We start from the raw sequence: 21,381 nt of genomic DNA, 5'->3' as shown, positions 1-21,381 counted from the left end.
CTCCTTTCGGCTGTTATACAAAAGGAATGGCGAAGTGTCGTGAAACGGACTTCGCCATTAACAACTAACGATTAGACGGCGCCGCTACATAACAATAAATGCGATAACGACTGCTATAATCGGCAAGGCTTCCACAAGACCAATACCCATAAACATAAGTGTTTGCAATGTATTCTTCAATTCAGGTTGACGTGAAACTCCTTCGATTGTACCTCTCACGATCAATGCGTTACCAATCCCCGCACCAAGTGCAGCAAGTCCTACAGCGATTCCGGCTGCTAAAGCTCCCATAAGTAAATCCTCCCTTAATGTAATTAACTAAATTGTGTTTTTCACTATCATTAAAATAGGTTGTGCTAAAGTTCAAAAGTCATTTCTTAATGTTCGTCCATTACTTTGTGCGATAAATACACCATGCTGAGTATTAAGAATATAAACGCTTGGAGGGAACCAATAAAAATACTAAAGGCCTGCCAAGCTATCATTGGTATGCCGGCTCCTACAGCTCCCAGAATAGTCGCTCCACCAACACCGGCAAGGAGCGTCAACAATATTTCCTTCGCATATAAGTTACCAAAAAGACGCATACCTAGCGTAATTGTATTGGCAAATTCCTCAACAATATTTAACGGCAAAAGTAATGGGAACGGTTTTACAAAACCTTTGAAATACTTTTTCGTTCCTTGCATTTTGATACCATAGTAATGTGTAAGCACAATAACCATAGCAGCAAAAGTCATCGTAATGATGGGGTCCGCAGTTGGTGATTTCCACCAAACTTCATGTGTCTCTTCATGTACCAACATGAACGGAATACCAAGCATATTCGAAACAAGGATAAACAGGAAAATGGTTATGCCCAGTCCGAAAAATCGTTCGCCGGTCTTCCAATCCATCGTGCTGTTAATAGCATTTTTGATAAAATCGATGACCCATTCAAACATATTTTGCATTCCAGTTGGCTTCATCTTCAAATGCTTGGCGCTGAAATAACCTATACAAAAGACAATTATTGCAGCTATCGTCAGCATTATGACATTTGACAAATTTATATGAAAGCCTGGAATACCAAAAAGATCATATACTATTGGTGCCTCATGATCCACGAGAAATTCACCCCTTTACTGTTAATCTGCAAGCTTACTTCTTCCTGTTGCCGCTTCTTCGCTCTTTGTTTCTCAATATTATTGCATACTATCCTTGCTGCTTGTCCCTTTTAACAAGGAGTGAAGAAGAATGATAATGTAAGGTGTCATTATCCCGGCAACAAGTCCTGCAATATGAAAATATTCAGGAAAACGGACGATCAGAATAGCAGCGAGAACCCCTGTCGCCATCCTTGGTAACATTCCGAACGTAAAAGCCTGCTTTTGTTTTTCAGCGGCGTCGCCAATTTTTTTCACATCACGGTACATACTCCACATGTTGTAAAGTCCTATAACCGCCCCAACCCCAAGACTGAAAAACAATTCGCTGTATGGAGTGAAACCCCATCCAAGCAAATAAAAAATAAATACATAGAACGTCAACTGGACATAGCGTTTAATATGTGCCCCAAAGCTTTTCATTCCTACTTTTCATCCCCTAAATAATGACCGAGCAGACGAACGAGACCATAGATTCCGCCTCCTAGTCCAACAAATAAACCAATAATCATAAAAAGAGGATCTGTTGCTAGTTTTTCATCTAACCATCTTCCCCCAAAAATTCCTGCTAAAATAGGACCAACAAGATAGGATAGAACAGCTGATGAAAGAACCATGGACTGAAACGGCTTCTGAGGTTTCCGCTTATCTGTCATACCAGCATCCGTCCGTTTTTATATTGGGTTTAAAGGGTGTCACACTACAAGGTTCACGACATTCATTCGACATCAAAACAAATCGTTTGTAAATGACCAACGGAAGTATTCAGAATAATCAAGCATGTCGTAATATGTAAACCCTCTCACATTCCCTTAGTCATCGTACAATAGCCCACTCCTAATGTCAATGCTTAAAAAAAGAAAAACACCTTTCATATCAGGCATTCTAAGCTTTTGGAGTTTGTGTCCATTAAGTGACAATTTAAACGATGTAAGCGGAAACATTATAACGTTAACAAGGAAGTTAGAACTCCTTACCGTTGATAGACACAAAATCCCGCGAATCATCTTTAACGCGCGGGATGCGGATTATTCATTCGTTTTGACTGAAGGGTGATGAACGTTTCGAATGTTTCTTCTTTGTCTCCCGTTTTGGCATACACGACGGCACGGTAAAGTCCTTCCGGTACAGAAATATCTTCTTGTTTTAAATAATGCTCGAACAATCCCGATTTTACATTTTTATGTTGGTCAAGAATGCCAAGAAATGCAAACGTATCCGGGTCATATAATGCAATCTCAAATTCTTCTGCTCCCCCCGGCATATACACTTCATAACGGAAACCAGACTCTCTTCCATTTGGCTGTAAGTCAAACGCCCCGATTCGAGGATATTCTGGTTCATTGATAAATAACAAATACGGAATGTTGATGTCTTCCTTCCCTCCTTTTACAATCACATTACCATGAAGCCTATTATAGTCCACTACGCTAGGATCCACTTGTACTTGTATCGTTGTTTCCTTTTTTTCTCCTGGTTTTAACGTTACGCTTTTTGGCATATGCCAGCGTACACCAAGAAATGGTTCCATGTCGGTTTGAAAAGAGTAAGAGCGTTCACGGTTGGAATGATTTTCTACCACCACGGTTTGCTTGTGAACAGTTTCTTTTTCACCCAACGGCCACACTCCAAATGATAACGTCCCCGGCTGCACGATTGTTTCTGCCGTCAACGCTTTTTTTACATCCACTCTTCCTGCTCCCTGCGCGAAGGGAGGGTATTCACTACCTGTTTCATCCGTAAGGGAGACAGCGGTATTCATCAATACAGCTTTAATCTGATCAGGTTTCCAGTTCGGATGAGCTTGTTTCACCAGTGCTGCGGCACCTGCAATGTGCGGGGCTGCCATGCTTGTGCCATTCAAAGCCATATATCCCTCAGGTACCGTACTATCAATATCTACACCTGGGGCTACAATGTCTGGCTTGATTTTCCAAGAACGGGTCACTGGACCACGCGAACTGAAAAACGCCATATGATCTGTTTCTTCTTGTAAAATTGTTCGTAAAACCGTTGGCTTTTCCTTTTCCTGTTGTTCTTCCAACGCTTGACGAAGTTGTTCGCCGTGATCTCTTGAGATCGTAATAGCAGGTAATGGCTGTACATCATTTGTTTTTGCTGAAAAAGAACCGGCGACATTATTATAAATAATTACCGCATCTGCTCCTGCTTTTCGCGCATTCACAATTTTACGTACTAAAGGAATACCGCCACGTTCAATTAATACAGCTTTACCTCTTACCGATTCCACATCTTCTTCTAAACCAAGACCTCCATCTACTAACTGTAAATCTCGTTTGAATTCCCACGGACTCGTTCCTTGTATGGGCTGTAAGTCAATCGAAAGTTCCGGTGTATGAAACAGTGTTAGTTTAGGCATATGAAGGGGGGGGATGGACGCCCCTACCGATATCGCTTTATCTGACGTTCCCGGCGAACCAACACTCCACATGGATGGTCCGCTGTTTCCACTTGACGTTACGGCAACAACTCCGTTCTCTGCTGCTTTATCCAACGCCTCACTTGTCGGCCAATCCGGACCATTGATTGGGCTTCCCAATGACAAATTCAGTACATCCATGTCATCGTTTATTGCTTTTTCAACAGCGGCTAGAATTTGTTCGGTCGAACCTTGCCCACCAGGTCCTAGGGCGCGATACATGTAAAGCTCTGCTTCGGGCGCTACCCCGCGCACTGACCCATTTGCAGCTATGATTCCTGCTACATGGGTTCCATGCATGGTTTTTGTTCCTCTATTATCTTTGCCTTCAAGAGGATCGTCATCTCTATCAACAAAGTCATAGCCCCCTTTAAAATTCCGAGCAAGATCAGGATGGTGATAATCAATTCCTGTATCAATAATTCCTACCTTTACTCCTTTTCCACTTAAACGAAACCCACGTTGATCCAAGTTGCCCCGAATCGATTCTGCCCCTATGAAGGGGACACTATCATTTATTTCAGCTTTATAAGAGACAGATTGATCTGCCCGTTTGACGCCTTTTATAGTAGAAAGCTGCTCTACCTCCGTTTTTTTCACTTCCACCGCTAGTCCGCGGAAGGCTTTTTCGTACGTGTCAAGAAAGGAGATAGTTGGAATGGTCTCTTTTAATCGGTGCCGGACGTTATGAATGGTTTCGTCATCCTGCACAGCAACAATAGCTGTCGTCGTTGTATCATCTTTTATTTCAGCATGGGAAACAGAGGAGATTCCAATAAACATTATAAAAATTGCACATATTATGGCATATATAATTCTTTGACATTCTGTTCCCATCGTCGTTCCTCCTGTCCTCTTCTTGTTCTTAGGTTGCGGCAGGAGATTAAAATTATGCAATCGGTTTAAACAATCGAGCAAACGCAACACATCTCCGTGAAGAAAAATATGGGCGCTGGAGTTAGATCCCAAAACCCCAACATTTAATTGTAGAGGCCTAAAAAAAATGCTTCAGCGCATGGCTGAAGCATAAATAAGTTTATTTTGTACCGAACAAACGATCACCAGCATCGCCAAGACCTGGCACGATGTAGCCTTTGTCATTTAACTTCTCATCAAGTGAAGCAAGATAAATATCAACATCGGTATGTGCCTTTTGAACCTCGTCCACTCCTTCAGGAGCAGCGATTAAACACATCAACTTAATGTTAGTTGCACCGCGTTTTTTCAAACTCGAAATCGCATCTACTGCAGATCCACCAGTAGCAAGCATCGGGTCAACGACAATAAACTCCCGCTCTTCCACGTCACTTGGAAGTTTCACATAATATTCGACCGGCTTTAACGTTTCTGGATCACGGTACAAGCCTACATGACCCACTTTGGCTGCCGGAATTAATTTTAAAATACCGTCAGACATACCAAGGCCCGCACGTAATATAGGAACAATCCCTAGTTTCTTCCCAGCAAGTGTATTAGACTGAGCCGGACCGACAGGGGTTTCAACCGTTACTTCCTGTAACTGCAGATGGCGTGTAATTTCAAAAGCCATCAATGTCGATACTTCATCCACGAGTTCACGAAATTCTTTTGTCCCTGTAGAAACGTCTCGTATAAATGTTAACTTATGTTGAATCAACGGATGATCTAATACATGTACTTTTCCCATAATGCTTGGCTCCTTTATACCGGGTCGTCCCGGGAGATAATAAATTGATGTATAGTAAAACGGACTAACGTCATCTTTTGAAATTCTACAGAAAAACAAAATTCCCTTCAAGACCTGACGAAAAGCAGAACGATTCTGATTATTTTTTCACATACAAAAACAGCATATAATTCGGAATCTGGTTACTAAAGTTTACCTTCTGCCCAACGCACGTCCTCCATGCGTAAAAGCATCGAAGTTCAGTCCTGCGACTGCGTACCGCCATCCCCAAGACGCTATTCAAGAATAGCGTTATTTTGACAATTCAAAGTCATTTCATCTTTTATCCAATGATTGTTCGCCTGTACCTCTAGTTCTTCCTTTACATCCCTTTTCAAGACAGTCCTTCCCCTGAAATGTCTCGCATGATAAAGATTCAGGACATTTCACACCGATTTTCGTTACGTTTTGTCTTGGATTGTATTCGGGACAAAACGTTTTTCATTTACCTTTTATTTGTCCTCCAAAATCTCACTACGGACATTTTCAACATTGATTTGTCCTAATAAAAACGGAATCTCGTAAGAATGTTTTCTTTCCGCATCCGCTTTAGATGGGGAGCTTTCAGTCCAGAACACAAGAACGACATCGGCTCCCTGCGAATCGCCATGTCTCCTTTGCCGCGGGCATCGCCTCTCTGAAGGAGGATGCGGTACATCCTGAGGCAAACCGAACGGACCAGCATCCTGCTTGAGTCCTCAAACTCATGCTTTTCCCTTACCCGCAGCATCATATAAAAAAGCTGTCCTCCAAAAATTAGAAGGACAGCAGTTATTGTTATTTATAGATTCGGATACATTGGAAACTTGTCTGTGAGAGCATCTACACGACGTGCAGCCTCTTTCAATGTTTCTTCGTCCTCATGATTTTTCAATGCAAGAGCCATCACTGCACCGATTTCATCCATTTCTTCTTCTCCAAAACCTCTAGATGTTACCGCAGCAGTTCCAATACGGATCCCACTTGTTACAAACGGACTTTCCGGGTCGAATGGAATCGCGTTTTTATTCGTTGTGAGACCAACTTCATCGAGTGCTTTTTCCGCAACTTTACCTGTAATACCTAAACTTTGCAGGTCTAACAGCAATAAATGATTGTCGGAGCCGCCTGACACAAGATCGATACCTGCATGTTGCAAAGCAGCACCTAAACGTTTTGAATTTTTCACAATGTTATTAGAATATTGTTTGAAATCATCGGTCAAAGCTTCCCCGAAGGAAACAGCTTTTGCTGCAATCACGTGCATAAGTGGACCGCCTTGTAATCCTGGGAAAATAGCTTTGTCTATTTTCTTAGCAAATTGTTCTTCACACATCACTAGTCCGCCACGCGGCCCGCGCAACGTCTTGTGTGTAGTAGTTGTTACAAAATGAGAATGTGGTACTGGATTTTGGTGAACTCCTGCAGCGACCAATCCAGCGATATGAGCCATATCCACCATTAGGTAGGCTCCCACTTCATCAGCGATTTCACGGAACTTTTTAAAGTCGATTTCGCGAGGATAAGCACTAGCTCCGGCTACAATCATTTTTGGCTGATGTTCTTTCGCAGCTTCCCGCACAGCTTCATAATCAATAACTTGGTCTTCTTTTGTCACCCCATAATCAACAAAATTGTACTGAACCCCACTGAAGTTAACAGGGCTTCCGTGGGTAAGGTGTCCACCGTGAGAAAGATTCATACCGAGAACCGTATCTCCCGGTTCAAGCGCGGTATAATACACAGCCATGTTGGCTTGGGCGCCAGAGTGAGCTTGAACGTTAACATGCTCTGCTCCAAACAATTCTTTTGCGCGGTCGCGGGCAAGGTCCTCTACGACATCAACATGTTCACACCCGCCATAGTAACGGCGTCCTGGATAACCTTCCGCATATTTATTGGTTAACACCGAACCTTGTGCCTCCATTACTGCTTGGCTGACAAAGTTTTCGGAAGCAATTAATTCGATTTTGTCCCGTTGACGTTGAAGCTCGTCCTGCATCGCTTCAAATACACTAGGGTCTTGATTTTTAATAGTTTCCATTTCTTGTTACTCCTTTCTCTCCAACTCTCTCGTTCGTTCTTTATATATTATTTTATCATCCAGAGGTTATTGTAACATGGATGGTTTAGTTAAACCCGTATTTTATTCAAAAAAATGAGGGAAATATTAAGTTTTTGTATGTTCATCTGTATATTTTGCTCTTGTGCCACCGATTAATTTCGGTCTTGTTTTTGCCATCGTAACATGTGCTTTCCCAATTGAATTTATTTCAGCTCGAATAGGCACCGCAACATGTTTTAAATGCATACCTATAAAAGTATCACCAATATCAATACCGGCGTCCGCTTTAAGGTGTTCTACTACAACCGGATCTGTAAAGGAAGCATAGGCATGAGTTGCCATCGCACCGCCTGCTTTTCGATGCGGAACAGCCGTCACTTCTTCAAGGTTAAAGGTCTCTGCTGTAACACGTTCAACTACGAGAGCACGGTTAATATGTTCGCAACCTTGAAATGCCAGGTGGACCCCCGTGTTTTGTTGAAACGAACGGATAATCTCATATAATGCTTTTGCTGCTTCGTCTGATCCGGCAGATCCAATGTCCTTTCCCACTACTTCGCTTGTACTGGCACCAACAACAAAAAGCTTCTTCTGGTTTAACGTCGTTTGCTGTTGTAGTGCGTTAAGACAGTTTTGTAATGACGCTTGCCATTGTTCCACTAGATGATTCATTTGTCATCACCTCTTTTATAAGATATCACAAAAGCAGGTGTGAAGGAAAAATCTTTCTGAGCTAAAAAAAAGAACGGAGGACCCGTTCCTTTATTCTTCCTCTATTGCCATCATTTTGTCTACTCGCGTCGCGTGGCGGCCGCCTTCGAATTCTGTTTCAAGCCAGGCTTTTACAATTTCACCAGCAAGGCCTGGTCCAAGAACCCGCTCTCCCATTGCCAAAATGTTGCTGTTATTATGCGCTCTTGACGCTTTTGCACTAAATACATCGTGAACGAGCGCACAACGAGCACCCTTCATTTTGTTTGCAGCAATAGATATGCCGATGCCTGTCCCACAAATCAAAATGCCTCTATCTACGTCACCGGATACAACATCTTTGGCAACAGGCAACGCATAATCCGGATAATCTACAGATTCTTCACAGTTACAACCGTGATCTTCCATCTCTATATCCATTTCTTCCAACACTTTTACAACTTCTACTTTCAACCTATGTCCTGCGTGATCGGAACCGATTGCTACTTTCATGACTGCTGCCTCCTTTATATATATATTCTCATGTTCTCGTTATGTTGTAAATTTTTCAATCGTTTTTTTCAATTGTTGTGCTTGTTTAGAAAGTTCATGGGTACTTCCACATCTTTTTCAAGATTCCCGTCTGCTGCTTGTCTAGCAGAATGCTCTAATCGTTTTAACTTCGTTGTAATGACCGGGGCGGACAGAAACGCCAGGATACCGCTCCACAACCATCCCAGTATCAACGTTACGATAATAAATACATCCTTGGAAATACCCAAGGATTCTGGAATCATATCGCCTAAGATAAAAATAAAAAACGCACTCGTTCCGTACGTCACAACGGACAAAGCACTAATTCCAAGTACTAATTTCTTACGGATACTAAAGCTGTACTTTTTTTCCTGTTGCATCACGCGCGACACCCTTCTTTCTACAATTGTTTAAGTTTATCGAGTACCGCGTCCATGATTCGGTCAAGCTCTTCTGCTGTTTTCCGATACGTCTCCATTGTCCCGCCAATCGGGTCGATAATATCCCCTGCTGCTTCATCAGAATCCGCGGCAAACTCTTTGATTGTAAATATCTTATCGGCGGCTTCTGGATGGTTTTGAACAGCAATTTCGTGATGACTTTTTGTCATTGTTAAAATAATATCGGCCCACTCGATGCGCTCTTTATTCAAAGGTCTGGAAGCATGTCGAAAAGGAATACCTCTCTCTTTTAACACTGCCTCTGTTTCTTTTGATGCGAGCATTCCTGGATGTGCGGCTACTCCTGCCGACTGCACTTCTATATTTTCATCCCCTTTTGCTCGGAGAAGTGCTTCTGCCAATGGGCTGCGACACGTATTTCCCGTACAGACAAACAGTACATGTTTCATGAGTCGTGATCCTTCCTTTTATCAACAGATTTTGAGTCTTTCTATATATTTTATCATAAAACGCTTATCTGCCCTTTTAAAGGATAAGTTTCAAACCAAAAATTAGTAAAATCATTCCTCCAAAAATTTCTCCGAATTGTCCGAAGGTATGTTGCAATCGACCTCCAACCGTTAATCCTATCCACGTTAAACCGGCGCTGAACATTCCAAACAATAGAAGAACTTTTATAAGTGATGTATTTAAAATGCCGAGAGTGATACCAATCGAAAAACTATCTAAACTTACGAGCAATGAAAAAAACAAGACACCGATGCCGCGCGGAATGATGGCAACATCGCTTTCTTCGGAATGCTTTGCCCCGGACCACATCATTTGTAATCCAACAATAAGAAGCAGACAGCCCCCTGTTATTAGCGCCAGCTTTTCAAACGAGGTCGCAATCCAGCGTCCTCCATATAATCCTAAACACGGCATCATCATATGAAAAAATCCAACAATAAAAGCTGTTGTTGCTTTGTTTATATATTTCGTCTTTTTCATTGCGACCGCTAAAGACATAGAAAAAGCATCCATGCTTAATGCCAGCGCCATACCACTTAACACGATCCATCCTTCCATTCGATGCTCTCCTTTCCGGACATGCTTATACACTTTATGCATGTCCGAACGAGAACATTCAGGAGCTTGAAGCTGCTTTTTCTAGTCTATTCATAATGGCTGAGCCGACCCCGCTTTTTGAAAAAGTTTCACAAAGAATGACATCTACTTTACTTTCATCCGCAAGCCGTAAATGATGATACAAATGAGCAGCGATATCGCTAAGGTTGTCCACAGAACCAAGCGGTATAAATAAATCGACCAGCGGCTCCCATTTTGTTTTATGTTCATCCACAGCAAGAACGCCTATTTTTTTGCCTGCCAGTCTTTCTTTCGCTATAACCTCTTCCATCTCGTTATCCACTAAAAATAACGGGGAGGACGGGGCATAATGCCTGTATTTCATTCCGGGTGCTTTTGGGGCTTCGGAATCACTAGTTTTCCCAGTTTCCAAGACGTTGATAGTTCCTAAGACGGTTTCTATTTGCTCTCTTGTGATGCCACCTGGACGAAGAATAACCGCCTTCTCACCAGTACAATCGACCACCGTTGATTCCAAACCAAAGCCGGCATCGCCTCCGTCTATAATCCCTGCAATTCTCCCATCCAAATCATAAAGGACATGTTCTGCTTTGGTAGGACTTGGTCTGCCGGAACGATTAGCGCTCGGAGCAGCAACCGGAACACCGGCAGCGTTTATCAGCGCTCTTGCTACCGCATGATCTGGCATACGTACAGCAACTGAGGAAAGCCCAGCTGTCACTTTTTCCGATACCGTTTGTTTTTTCGGAACAATTAAAGTTAAGGGTCCCGGCCAAAACGAATCTGCTAAAGTCTGAGCCATTTCTGGAATAACAGACGCTAAATCTCCCCACTGTTCCACGTTCCCAATGTGGACAATAAGGGGATTATCTCCCGGTCTTCCTTTTGCTTTAAAAATTTTATCCACAGCATTATCGTTAGTAGCGTCCGCCCCTAGTCCATAAACCGTTTCTGTCGGGAAGGCTACGGTCTCTCCTTCACTTATACACAAACCCGCTTCCGTAATAGCAGGAGAGGAAGTCTCTTCTGCTTCCAACTTATCCACATTCCAAAACTGTGTATGTTTATAACTCATGTTTATATTCCTTCCTTTCCATTGAACCATCCTTGATATTATAAGGATAAACGCTTTATTCTAGCAAATACAAAAAGTTACCCACAATACCTATAAATACTGTGGATAACTTTATTCAAGGTTGTTATATCAATATTTCATTTATCTTTCAATTGTCTGAACCAAACCATGTATTCCATTTTTCCACAATGAAGAACGTGTATTCTGATGATCCTTCCACATCCTCTTCGGACTTATCCACTGAATTATTGTTTTTTGTTGAATTATCCACAGAAACATCCTGTTTTTCCACAGATTCGTCGTTTTCTTCTGCCGGGATGAAACAAAGGGGCGGAAATAATACGCACCACCAGTTTTCTCCTTCCCCTTCTCCGATCGAAATAACAAGGGCCTCGTACGTCCCAGCAGGATACACGAGAGGACCATAAATTCTTGTTGGAAATTCAACTTCGGACTTTAGATTAATCGAAAACGTACGGGAACTCTTGTCATGAGCGTTTAATACATCTTGTACAATGCTCTCAAGTTCTGGTATCGACTGGTTTATCGTTTCCCTCGCTTCGTCTTTCTCATCCAATTCGTTTACGAGTGCCCTTATTTCTGCATTCACCGCATCTCGGACTTCCGTTTTCACCAGCTGTTCTCCCGGGGAATTGTCATGAGCAAGAATTCTAAGGCGTATCGCTTCTTCCGGTATTGCCTGAACCCCTGTATCGGAAGCCGTTGCATTTTGTTGCTGTTCCATTTGCAGCCAAGCTAAAAGTACAAGAAAAATAACATAAATAAGTGCTTTATTACGCATCGGCTCACACCGTCCTTTCATCAAACATTGTGGACGGAGCAGCCTTTATATAAACGAAGAATCGCTCGACAAATTATTGCAAGACTTATATGCCATCTCTTTCACAAAACACCATACGTGGCTTTCCATTCATATCATGCCGTACTTCAATATCAGCTAAAGGCAGTTCTGTTTGCAGAATCGTTGCAACAGCATCTCCCTGGTTTTCTCCAATTTCAAACGCAGCTAACCCATCCGTTCTCAACAATGTCGGTAAATAGGCTGCCATTTTGCGGTAACAAGCCAAACCATCGTTATCATTTGAATCGACCAAAGCATGTTTCGGCTCATGATCTCGGACAACGGTGTCTAGGTTTTTCCACTCCTCTAACGGAATATATGGAGGATTAGATACAATGACGTCGTACGTTTTTGCCCCTTGTAGTAAAGGGTCTACTAAGTTACCCTGCAAAAACGTCACATCCGCCCCGTAGAACGCTGCATTTTGTTTTGCAACGTCGAGTGCCTGTTCATCCAAGTCAACTGCTGTAACATCATTTCCTGGGGCTTCTAACGCTAATGAAATGGCTATTGCCCCACTCCCGGTTCCAATATCGGCCATTCGGAAGGAGCCGGTCTGTTTTCGTTTCAACCATTCAAGAACTCCATGCACTAATTCCTCTGTTTCGGTTCTAGGTATTAACACATGTTCATTGACCTTCAATCGTCTGTCGTAAAACTCTTCATAACCTGTAAGATGCTGAATCGGTATGCCTTCACTATGCCGTGTTACATCTTGCTGAAAAGCCTTCCATATACTTTTTGAAAGACTATCACGCCGGGATAGATGAAAATCGGTCCAATCTACGTTCAAGTGATGTTTCAATAATATATCGGCCGCACGATTTTCTTTATTGTTTTGTTCTAAAAAAGAAGAAGCCCAATTCAGGGCTTCATACACATAAGTCGGCTGCATTACGCTTCGCCTGCCTCTTCCATCATTTCTGCCTGTTCTTCGACAATAAGCGCTTCAATAATTTGTTCAAGTTCTCCTTGCAGAATCTGATCCAGCTTCTGCACAGTGAGACCAATGCGGTGATCGGTCACGCGGCTTTGTGGAAAGTTATACGTCCGAATCCGTTCCGAGCGGTCTCCGGTACCAACCGCAGATTTACGGTTATCCGCATATTCTTGTTCCGCTTCTTGTTTGTACATGTCATAAATCCTAGCACGCAACACTTTCATCGCCTTGTCTTTGTTTTTCAACTGCGACTTTTCATCCTGACAGGACACAACCACACCAGTTGGCTCATGTGTCAATCTGACGGCAGACATGGTCGTGTTAACACTTTGTCCTCCTGGTCCGCTTGCAGCAAAGGTGTCAACACGGATATCTTTATCGTGCAAATCTACTTCTACCTCTTCTGCTTCCGGCAGTACGGCAACAGTTGCTGTAGATGTATGAATACGCCCGCCTGATTCTGTGCTCGGAACACGCTGTACACGGTGAGCGCCGTTTTCATACTTCATTTTGGAAAACGCACCTTCCCCGTTGATCATGAAAATGATTTTACTGAAACCACCTAATTCTGTCGGGGTCGATTCAATAACCTCTGCTTTCCAATTGTTTTTCTCCGCAAAACGTGAATACATTTTATACAAATCCCCAGCGAACAAAGAAGCTTCATCCCCGCCTGCTGCACCACGGACTTCGACGATAACATTTTTATCATCGTTGGGGTCTTTCGGTAAAAGCAATACTCTTAAAGTCTCTTCCAGTTCCTCTTTCTTACTGGAGAGCTCGTCAATTTCTAGCTTTACCATGTCGTGCATTTCTTCGTCCAAACTATCCTGCAACATCGTTTTAGCGTCCTCGAGCTGCGTCATCGTATCACGATATTCACGATATTTTTCTACAATTCCAGCAATATCGGCTTGTTCTTTCGAATATTCTCTTAATTTTTTTGTATCATTAACGACGTCTGGATCGCTAAGCCACTCATTTAATTGCTCATAACGATCTTCTACGGCTTGTAAACGTTCTAACACAAGCTTTCACCTCTTTAATCGGTTACATAACATTATAATTATAGTATAATGCTTCCTTCCCGTCAAAAGTGGGTAGATTCATTTACGTCATCTTACGAGTTATAAGCGAAGGTGAGATGTTTTTATTTTCATGAGAAGGGAATATTGAAAAGAAGTACACAACAAAGAAAAGGAGTCTTTCGATGAGGTACGTCATTATAGGTGGAGTTGCGGCTGGAATGAGTGCTGCTATGCAAATTGTACGTAATAAAAAAGATCCCGAAATCATTACACTCGAAAGTGGTGGCTTCTATTCTTATGCCCAATGTGGACTGCCGTATATTATCGGAGGTGAGGTAGAGGACACAAACCACCTTATCGCCCGGGACGTCCAGACCTTTCGAGATAAATATGGAATAGACGCCAGAGTATATCACCATGTCACTGAGGTGGATACAAAACAGCAAATAGTAAAGGGAGAAGATCTTGAACGCAAACAATCGTTTGAAATCTCTTATGACAAGCTACTGGTTGCATCAGGCGGGTCTCCTGTTCTCCCCGATTGGCCGGGACATCATCTGCAAGGCGTTCACACGTTAAAAACGATACCTCACGTACAACATATCTTAAACGATTTAAATCATGCACAAGATATAACGATTGTCGGCGGTGGTTACATCGGGCTCGAACTGGCTGAAAACTTGATTGAATCCGGACACCGCGTCCGCCTGATTGAACGAAATAACCGTTTAGCTAAGATGTTCGATGAAAATATGACACCTCTCGTCCATGATGAGGCAACCAAACATGATGTCGAGCTTTGTGTAAATGAATCTGTCGTCGAAATAAGTGGAGACAAACGGGTCGAGTCCGTTACAACAGATAAAAATCACTATCAGACCGATATGGTAATCGCAGCGACCGGTATCAAACCGAACACAGACTTTTTAAAGCATACAGGAATTCATAAGTACGATAATGGCGCTATTATTGTTAATCCTTACATGGAAACAAACATAGAAAATGTATACGCCGCGGGGGATTGTGCCACACAATTTCATCGTATTAAACAAAAAGATGATTACGTTCCGCTTGGGACGCATGCGAACAAACAAGGACGCGTGGCCGGACAGAATTTGGCTGGCGAGGCAAAAGCCTTTCAGGGCATTGTAGGTACTTCTATCTTGCGTTTCTTTGATTTGACTTTGGCCAAAACCGGTTTGTCCGAAAAAGAAGCAGCGGCCTTGAATTTTCCTTATGAAACAGTCCTTCATCAAGGAAGCGACATTGCCGGATATTTCCATGATAAAAAACCGCTTCACATGAAAATGATTTATCGGACGGATACAAATATCGTAATTGGTGGACAAGTCATTGGAGAGTCCGGCGCTGATAAGCGCATCGATGTGCTCGCTACGGCCATTTTTCATCAGATGACCATCAGTGATTTCGAAGATCTCGATCTTTCTTATGCTCCTCCTTACAATGGTGTTTGGGATCCGCTCCAACAAACCGCACGCCGCGCCAAGTAAAGATTTATATATTTGATTCTACAAAAATCCGTCTTTCCCAAGAGAGTTTCCTCTGGCAAAGACGGATTTTTTTTAATCATTTAGCACATGCACGCGCACCTGATACTTTGGAAATTCTCGTTTATACTGTTGTTGTAGTTTCTCTGTCTTTTGTTTCTTCTCTTTTTTGCTCCATGAATCATTCGCATTTGCGTATATATACGCATGTCTCCCACCAAACGTGACATACAACGGTGAAAAGCCAGCGTCTTCTGCGACACTTTTCACTTTTGCATTGTCCGTGCCTTGATTTTGATTATTTGTTGTCATCGACTCATTACCTGGTCCTTGGTTGTAGTCAGATGGCGACCATCCGGTTTCTGTAGAATCTAATAATCGTGACTGGGACGCGTCAGCATCCGGTGAGCGATCCGGCTGGCACCCCGTGGTCAAACAAAGAATTGCACTAAAAAGAATAAAAAAAGAATGCGTCCTTTTTATAAGAAACCCCTCCCTGTTGTCGGTCGTGATGGAGAGTATCCACATTTTTAGGGTTTCCCATTTTTAAAAGAGCATTCAAGACATTTGCGCCCCTTTTTCGGACACTATATCTTGGTTTCGCGCCCGTTTATGGTTGTTTCGGGACACATTTTGCCTATTTCCGGACAGACTAACTCGTTATGGGACAAATTACATTAATAGTGCTCATATTCCAAAGAAATTTCTACATTTGGTTTACCCGGAACTTCGTGACAGTGCCGGCAGCGCGGTTCATATGATTCAGCGGCTCCAACCAAGATAATCTCATCATCATAATGAGCAGGTTCCCCTTCGATAAGTCGTTGGGTGCGAGAAGCCGGCGATCCACAACATGGGCAGACCGCTTGAAGTTTGATAACTTCTTCGGCTGCTGCCATCAATTCCTTCACTTGGCTGAATGGTTCTCCTCGAAAATCCTGATCCAATCCCGCCAAGACTACACGAATACCACTATTGGCTAGTTGTTGAGCAACAGGAATAATGTCTTCATCAAAAAACTGTGCTTCATCTACCGCCACCATCTGCACGCCTTCTTCCAGCTGTTTTGCAATATCTTGCGAATGATCAACAGCCTTCGCCCAAATTTTTGTACCATTATGAGAAACGACTTCTTCATCGTCATATCGATTGTCCAGGGAAGGTTTAAATACGACAACATTCAAGTTTCCATATGCTGCCCGGCGAATACGGCGGATAAGCTCCTCCGATTTTCCTGAAAACATGCTGCCGCATATGACCTCCATCCATCCTTCTTTTCTGACCATATACATAATTGAACCACCTTACCCAAAACCTAGGAGCAACACTTACTCTCGGTTCATTGTTATAATTTATTTTCCCCAAATTCCTGTATGTAAGCAGGCTTATTTTTTCATAAAAAAACAGGCAAGAGAGGCGTTCCCTTGCCTGTTCGAAGTGAAGATATAATAAAAATTAATCGAGGTTGTATTTCTTTTTAAATTTGTCGATACGTCCACCTGCATCAGCAAGCTTTTGCTTCCCTGTGTAGAATGGATGTGAATCGGAACTGATTTCTACTTTAAGAAGCGGATACGTATTGCCATCTTCCCACTCGATGGTTTCGTCCGAACCTTTTGTGGAACCACTCAAGAATTTAAAACCAGTGCTTGTATCCAAAAATACGACTTTTTTAAAATTCGGATGGATATCTTGTTTCATTGTTTTCACTCCTTTTGCTCTGCTTATTATAACGGCAGGGAAACCATTCCCGTCAACCGTTCCTTTACACACACATTGTAAAAATCAACGTGTTTAGTCAGAGTTTGTTTTCACACATAACGAGATTATATCAAGACATATCCTTTTTTTCAACAATCCTAAAGCAAAAAATAATCTCAAGTCTATTGCCGACGTCCTGATGTACGTCCTTTTGCTTTATCTTTTTCAATCTCCTCAAAAAATTCATCGTTGGTTTTGGTCTGTTTGACTTTTCGAATAAAATGATCTATGAATTCTGGAGAATCATTCATCGTCTTACGCATAGCCCATAAGTTTTCCAGATGTTCCTTGGAAAGAAGCAATTCTTCTTTTCTCGTACTCGACTTGCGTATATCGATGGAAGGGAAAATACGACGTTCCGCTAAGCGGCGGTCTAAGTGCAATTCCATATTACCTGTTCCTTTGAATTCCTCATAAATCACATCGTCCATACGAGAACCTGTTTCCACCAAGGCAGTGGCTAAAATGGTTAAACTACCGCCTTCTTCAATATTTCGGGCAGCCCCAAAGAACCGTTTCGGACGGTGGAAAGCCGCTGGATCAATACCACCGGACAATGTGCGGCCGCTTGGTGGGATGACGAGATTATAGGCTCGAGCCAGACGAGTAATGCTGTCCATTAAAATCACAACATCCTTCTTATGTTCAACAAGTCTCATAGCCCGCTCTAATACGAGTTCCGCTACTTTAATGTGATTCTCCGGAACTTCATCAAACGTGGAGCTGGCAATGTCTCCATCTACCGAACGCTCAATATCAGTCACTTCCTCCGGACGTTCGTCCACAAGAAGCATAATTAATTCTGTCTCTGGATGATTTTCTGTAATACTGTTGGCAACTTCTTTTAATAAAGACGTCTTCCCTGCTTTTGGCTGAGCAACAATAAGACCACGCTGCCCGAACCCAACCGGGGTAATCATATCCATAATACGGGAACTAGCTCGTCCAGGTTTATTTTCAAGGTTCATGCGCTGTTCCGGATACAATGGAGTAAGAGCAGGGAAATGCGGACGTTCTTTCGAAGAATCAGGATCTTCTCCATTGACTGCCTCTACCATCAACAAACCGTGATAACGCTCTGAATCTTTGGGCGGACGTACCTTCCCGGATACTTTATCGCCATTTCTCAAGTCGAACCGGCGGATTTGCGATGCGGAAATATAAATATCTTCCGAGCTCGGTAGATAATTAATTGGGCGCAAAAATCCATAGCCTTCTGTTTGAATAATCTCGAGGATACCTTCCATGAACATATACCCATCATTTTCTGCCTGGCTTTTCAAAATAGCGAAAATCAATTCCCGCTTGGTTAATTTGCTGTAGTAGGATACTTTATACTCTTTAGCAAGAGCATATAATTCCTTCAGCGTTTTATTTTCTAATGCCGCTAATTTTACACTCAAAAATCGTCACCACTTTTCTGCTTTTTCAACTATATCATGTTCTATTTCTTTTTGTTGTTGTGTGAATCACATACGGATAGGGATTGGTATAACCTGTTTCATACTACGTTTTCTTCATAGGAGTGGGAATGGTGGTCCAGGTTTGTGTATTCTTTCATCATACCGGACATTTTAAGAGGGGGATAACAATGAATCATCATCTTTATCTATTTCTATTTCCCGTCTATCACTTATTGTAAACACTTTTTTTGTTGGATAGCAATACTAAATTATACGGAAATGAGAAGAGAACATGCGTTTTCTTTTTAAATGTCGAAAAAGCTGCCTTTATCAGGGAAAAGCAGCTTTTTCGGCACTTTCCTTTTTCTAGGGCTTAATGACAAATTCCGGCTTCATTTTCACATTATGCTTACCATCCACAAAACGAACGGTTCCTGATTTGGCTCGCATGACTAATGATTGTGTCGTCGCATTTGCTCCTTTATAATGAACCCCTTGCAACAAATCTCCATCCGTTACACCTGTTGCAGCAAAGATGGCATCGTCTCCACCGACCATATCCTCCATGTATAAAACACGGGAAACGTCTGCTATACCCATTTTCTCACAACGAGCTTGTTCTTCAGCATCTTTTGGCAACAACTTCCCTTGTTGTTCTCCACCTAGACATTTTAAACCAACTGCTGATAATACGCCTTCCGGTGCCCCTCCGGAACCGAGCAGAATATCAATCCCTGTTTCATCAAAAGCTGTATTAATGGCGCCGGCAACATCGCCTTCTTGTATAAACTTGATTCGTGCTCCCGCCGCTCTTACTTCTTGTATAATGGTGGAGTGACGTTCTCGATTCAACATCGTAACGACAACATCCTCCACATCTTTCCCTTTTGCATTAGCAACAGCCTGCAGGTTTTCGATTACTGGGGCATTAATATCTATTTTACCTACAGCTTCAGGACCTACTGCAATTTTTTCCATATACATATCCGGTGCATTTAACAAATTACCTTGATCCGCAATGGCTATAACGGAAAGAGCATTCTCCATCCCATTGGCAACAATATTTGTTCCTTCTACTGGGTCAACGGCGACATCTACAACTGGACCGCCGTCTGTTCCTAGCTTCTCTCCTATGTAAAGCATCGGTGCTTCATCTTTTTCTCCTTCACCAATGACGACGGTTCCTGTCATCGGAATTGTATCAAACACATCTCTCATTGCAGTCGTCGCAGCATCATCCGCTTCTTCCTTTTTTCCGCGACCCATCCAACGCGCAGAAGATAGTGCAGCTGCCTCTGTCACACGAACCAGTTCCATGGATAAACTTCTTTCCATCATTCTTCCCCTCCCATACATTCATGCTTACGAACTTCTTACTTGTTCCACTTCTTCTATACTAAGATCTTCTCTCCAGACGTTTGCTCCTAAATCCAATAACTTTTCTTCAAGATCCTCATAACCTCGATCGATATGCTCCAACCCTGTAATTTCTGTCACTCCTTCTGCCATTAAAGAAGCAATAACAAGCGCAGCACCGGCTCGTAGGTCGCTTGCCTTCACTTTCGCACCTTGTAGAGAAGCTTTTCCATTTATTAAAGCGGAGCGACCTTCTACTTTAATGTCAGCACCCATTCGACGGAGCTCATCGACGTGTTTAAATCGCGCGTTATAAATCGTGTCAGTTACCATGCTCGTTCCTTGAGCACTTGTTAACAAGGCCGTAATCGGTTGTTGTAAATCAGTGGCAAATCCCGGGTAGACAAGCGTTTTGATATCAATACTTGTTAGCTCCGGAGAGGTTCCGATAATCATCTGCTCTCCTTTGGTCTCAATGTGAACTCCCATTTCTCTTAATTTAGCAATGAGAGATTCGACATGGTCTGGAATAATATGATCGATAAGCACTTCACGACCCATTGCCGCAGCTGCTATCATATACGTCCCTGCTTCGATTCTATCCGGGATAATGGAATGAGCGCAGCCACTCAATTCCTCTACGCCGTCAATTCGAATCACATTGGTACCAACACCTTTAATTTTTGCTCCCATGCTCGTAAGTAACGTAGCAACATCAATAATTTCAGGTTCCTTAGCTGCATTTTCTATCGTTGTACGACCTTCTGCTTTCACAGCTGCAAGCATAATATTAATAGTTGCTCCAACACTTACCACGTCAAGATAAATTCGAGCTCCTACCAGTTTCTCTGCTCTCAAATAGATAGCCCCATGCTCGTTTGTCACTTTCGCTCCAAGGGCTTCAAAACCTTTTATATGCTGATCGATAGGGCGAGGTCCAAGGTTGCATCCTCCCGGTAAACCGATGGCAGCGCGTTTAAATTTCCCAAGCATTGCCCCCATCATATAGTAAGAAGCTCTTAATGTTTTCACTCGGCCGTTAGGTAAAGGCATTGGAGTTACCCTTTCCGGGTTAATATGCATTTTTGTTCCATCATGAGAGACCGTTGCTCCTATATCTTCAAGCAGCGATGCGAGCGTTTCCACGTCTGAAATTTTCGGGAGATTTTCAATAGATACATTTGATTCTGCAAGGATGGCTGCAGGAATCAACGCGACAGCGCTGTTTTTCGCTCCGCTGATATGTATTTTCCCATTTAAAGGATGTCCTCCTTCAACCATCAACTTTTCCATGAGCGTTTCACTTCCTCGTCCTTTGTCTTTTGATGTTATACTGCTTCGTTATATGAAGGATCTCTTTCATTATAGACAACCTCCGTTTTAACTAGACATGACAAGAT

Annotated in this window: 23 protein-coding genes; 1 reads left to right on the top strand and 22 read right to left on the bottom strand. The window is 42.6% G+C overall.

The genetic code is table 11. The features are described 5' to 3' along the window. Positions 1 to 84: 84 nt before the first annotated feature. The 16 genes from atpE to prfA all read right to left on the bottom strand — a co-directional run bounded on the left by atpE (position 85) and on the right by prfA (position 13,953). Positions 85 to 291 carry a F0F1 ATP synthase subunit C gene (atpE, locus tag J2S78_RS01180; protein ID WP_125557815.1) on the bottom strand — a complete coding sequence of 69 codons (207 nt, stop codon included), beginning with the start codon at positions 289 to 291 and terminating at the stop codon, positions 85 to 87. 86 nt (positions 292 to 377) lie between these two features. Next, on the bottom strand, positions 378 to 1,106 hold the full coding sequence (gene atpB / locus J2S78_RS01175) for a F0F1 ATP synthase subunit A (RefSeq protein ID WP_370871496.1): 729 nt from the start codon (positions 1,104 to 1,106) through the stop codon (positions 378 to 380). Positions 1,107 to 1,184: 78 nt separating this feature from the next. Further along, the gene (locus tag J2S78_RS01170) at positions 1,185 to 1,568 is read right to left on the bottom strand and encodes an ATP synthase subunit I (protein WP_306895520.1); all 384 of its coding nucleotides are present in this window, start codon (positions 1,566 to 1,568) and stop codon (positions 1,185 to 1,187) included. A gap of 2 nt (positions 1,569 to 1,570) precedes the next feature. Continuing rightward, positions 1,571 to 1,801, bottom strand: coding sequence for an AtpZ/AtpI family protein (locus tag J2S78_RS01165; RefSeq protein ID WP_125557809.1), 231 nt, complete (start codon positions 1,799 to 1,801; stop codon positions 1,571 to 1,573). Positions 1,802 to 2,154: 353 nt separating this feature from the next. Then, positions 2,155 to 4,422 (bottom strand): S8 family serine peptidase, encoded by a 2,268-nt coding sequence (locus J2S78_RS01160; RefSeq protein WP_306895516.1) that lies wholly within the window; start codon positions 4,420 to 4,422, stop codon positions 2,155 to 2,157. 199 nt (positions 4,423 to 4,621) lie between these two features. Further along, positions 4,622 to 5,251: a uracil phosphoribosyltransferase gene (gene upp / locus J2S78_RS01155; protein ID WP_306895514.1), complete on the bottom strand. Its 630-nt coding sequence runs from the start codon at positions 5,249 to 5,251 to the stop codon at positions 4,622 to 4,624. Between the two features lie 820 nt (positions 5,252 to 6,071). After that, positions 6,072 to 7,313 carry a serine hydroxymethyltransferase gene (glyA, locus tag J2S78_RS01150; RefSeq protein ID WP_306895512.1) on the bottom strand — a complete coding sequence of 414 codons (1,242 nt, stop codon included), beginning with the start codon at positions 7,311 to 7,313 and terminating at the stop codon, positions 6,072 to 6,074. Between the two features lie 126 nt (positions 7,314 to 7,439). Further along, complete coding sequence (locus J2S78_RS01145) at positions 7,440 to 8,006, bottom strand: TIGR01440 family protein (RefSeq protein WP_306895511.1); 567 nt, start codon at positions 8,004 to 8,006, stop codon at positions 7,440 to 7,442. Between the two features lie 90 nt (positions 8,007 to 8,096). Then, complete coding sequence (gene rpiB, locus J2S78_RS01140; RefSeq protein ID WP_306895509.1) at positions 8,097 to 8,537, bottom strand: ribose 5-phosphate isomerase B; 441 nt, start codon at positions 8,535 to 8,537, stop codon at positions 8,097 to 8,099. Positions 8,538 to 8,605: 68 nt separating this feature from the next. Next, positions 8,606 to 8,938 (bottom strand): hypothetical protein, encoded by a 333-nt coding sequence (locus J2S78_RS01135; protein WP_306895508.1) that lies wholly within the window; start codon positions 8,936 to 8,938, stop codon positions 8,606 to 8,608. Between the two features lie 20 nt (positions 8,939 to 8,958). After that, positions 8,959 to 9,408: a low molecular weight protein arginine phosphatase gene (locus tag J2S78_RS01130; RefSeq protein WP_306895506.1), complete on the bottom strand. Its 450-nt coding sequence runs from the start codon at positions 9,406 to 9,408 to the stop codon at positions 8,959 to 8,961. Between the two features lie 76 nt (positions 9,409 to 9,484). Continuing rightward, entirely contained in the window at positions 9,485 to 10,027 is a 543-nt protein-coding gene (locus J2S78_RS01125) for a manganese efflux pump MntP (RefSeq protein ID WP_306895504.1), read from the bottom strand. Positions 10,028 to 10,085: 58 nt separating this feature from the next. Next, positions 10,086 to 11,123, bottom strand: a complete 1,038-nt coding sequence (locus J2S78_RS01120; RefSeq protein WP_306895502.1) for an L-threonylcarbamoyladenylate synthase — start codon at positions 11,121 to 11,123, stop codon at positions 10,086 to 10,088. Positions 11,124 to 11,271: 148 nt separating this feature from the next. Beyond that, a complete protein-coding gene (gene spoIIR / locus J2S78_RS01115) occupies positions 11,272 to 11,925 on the bottom strand; it encodes a stage II sporulation protein R (protein WP_306895499.1) in 654 nt (217 codons plus the stop codon). An 85-nt stretch (positions 11,926 to 12,010) separates the two neighbouring features. Beyond that, positions 12,011 to 12,880, bottom strand: coding sequence for a peptide chain release factor N(5)-glutamine methyltransferase (gene prmC / locus J2S78_RS01110; RefSeq protein WP_306895496.1), 870 nt, complete (start codon positions 12,878 to 12,880; stop codon positions 12,011 to 12,013). After that, positions 12,880 to 13,953 (bottom strand): peptide chain release factor 1, encoded by a 1,074-nt coding sequence (prfA, locus tag J2S78_RS01105; protein WP_306895494.1) that lies wholly within the window; start codon positions 13,951 to 13,953, stop codon positions 12,880 to 12,882. The genes prmC and prfA overlap by 1 nt, the downstream gene beginning before the upstream one ends. 182 nt (positions 13,954 to 14,135) lie before the next feature. Between prfA and J2S78_RS01100 the strand changes: the two genes are divergently transcribed. Next, positions 14,136 to 15,464: an FAD-dependent oxidoreductase gene (locus tag J2S78_RS01100; RefSeq protein ID WP_306895492.1), complete on the top strand. Its 1,329-nt coding sequence runs from the start codon at positions 14,136 to 14,138 to the stop codon at positions 15,462 to 15,464. 72 nt (positions 15,465 to 15,536) lie between these two features. On the opposite strand, the gene J2S78_RS01095 is transcribed toward J2S78_RS01100, so the two are convergent. The 6 genes from J2S78_RS01095 to murA all read right to left on the bottom strand — a co-directional run bounded on the left by J2S78_RS01095 (position 15,537) and on the right by murA (position 21,274). Then, positions 15,537 to 15,896, bottom strand: coding sequence for a hypothetical protein (locus J2S78_RS01095; RefSeq protein WP_306895490.1), 360 nt, complete (start codon positions 15,894 to 15,896; stop codon positions 15,537 to 15,539). Between the two features lie 242 nt (positions 15,897 to 16,138). Next, the gene (locus J2S78_RS01090) at positions 16,139 to 16,753 is read right to left on the bottom strand and encodes a thymidine kinase (RefSeq protein WP_306895487.1); all 615 of its coding nucleotides are present in this window, start codon (positions 16,751 to 16,753) and stop codon (positions 16,139 to 16,141) included. Between the two features lie 163 nt (positions 16,754 to 16,916). Next, on the bottom strand, positions 16,917 to 17,162 hold the full coding sequence (locus tag J2S78_RS01085; RefSeq protein ID WP_306895485.1) for a type B 50S ribosomal protein L31: 246 nt from the start codon (positions 17,160 to 17,162) through the stop codon (positions 16,917 to 16,919). A gap of 182 nt (positions 17,163 to 17,344) precedes the next feature. After that, complete coding sequence (gene rho / locus J2S78_RS01080; protein WP_306895483.1) at positions 17,345 to 18,625, bottom strand: transcription termination factor Rho; 1,281 nt, start codon at positions 18,623 to 18,625, stop codon at positions 17,345 to 17,347. A gap of 366 nt (positions 18,626 to 18,991) precedes the next feature. Next, positions 18,992 to 19,960 carry a class II fructose-bisphosphatase gene (gene glpX / locus J2S78_RS01075; protein ID WP_306896967.1) on the bottom strand — a complete coding sequence of 323 codons (969 nt, stop codon included), beginning with the start codon at positions 19,958 to 19,960 and terminating at the stop codon, positions 18,992 to 18,994. 27 nt (positions 19,961 to 19,987) lie between these two features. After that, complete coding sequence (murA, locus tag J2S78_RS01070; protein WP_306895481.1) at positions 19,988 to 21,274, bottom strand: UDP-N-acetylglucosamine 1-carboxyvinyltransferase; 1,287 nt, start codon at positions 21,272 to 21,274, stop codon at positions 19,988 to 19,990. Positions 21,275 to 21,381: the final 107 nt, after the last annotated feature.

Source organism: Salibacterium salarium, from assembly GCF_030813635.1.
Lineage (GTDB): Bacteria > Bacillota > Bacilli > Bacillales > Marinococcaceae > Salibacterium > Salibacterium salarium.
Note: the sequence above shows the minus strand (reverse complement) of the source record. Positions and strands in the feature narration are given on the sequence as shown.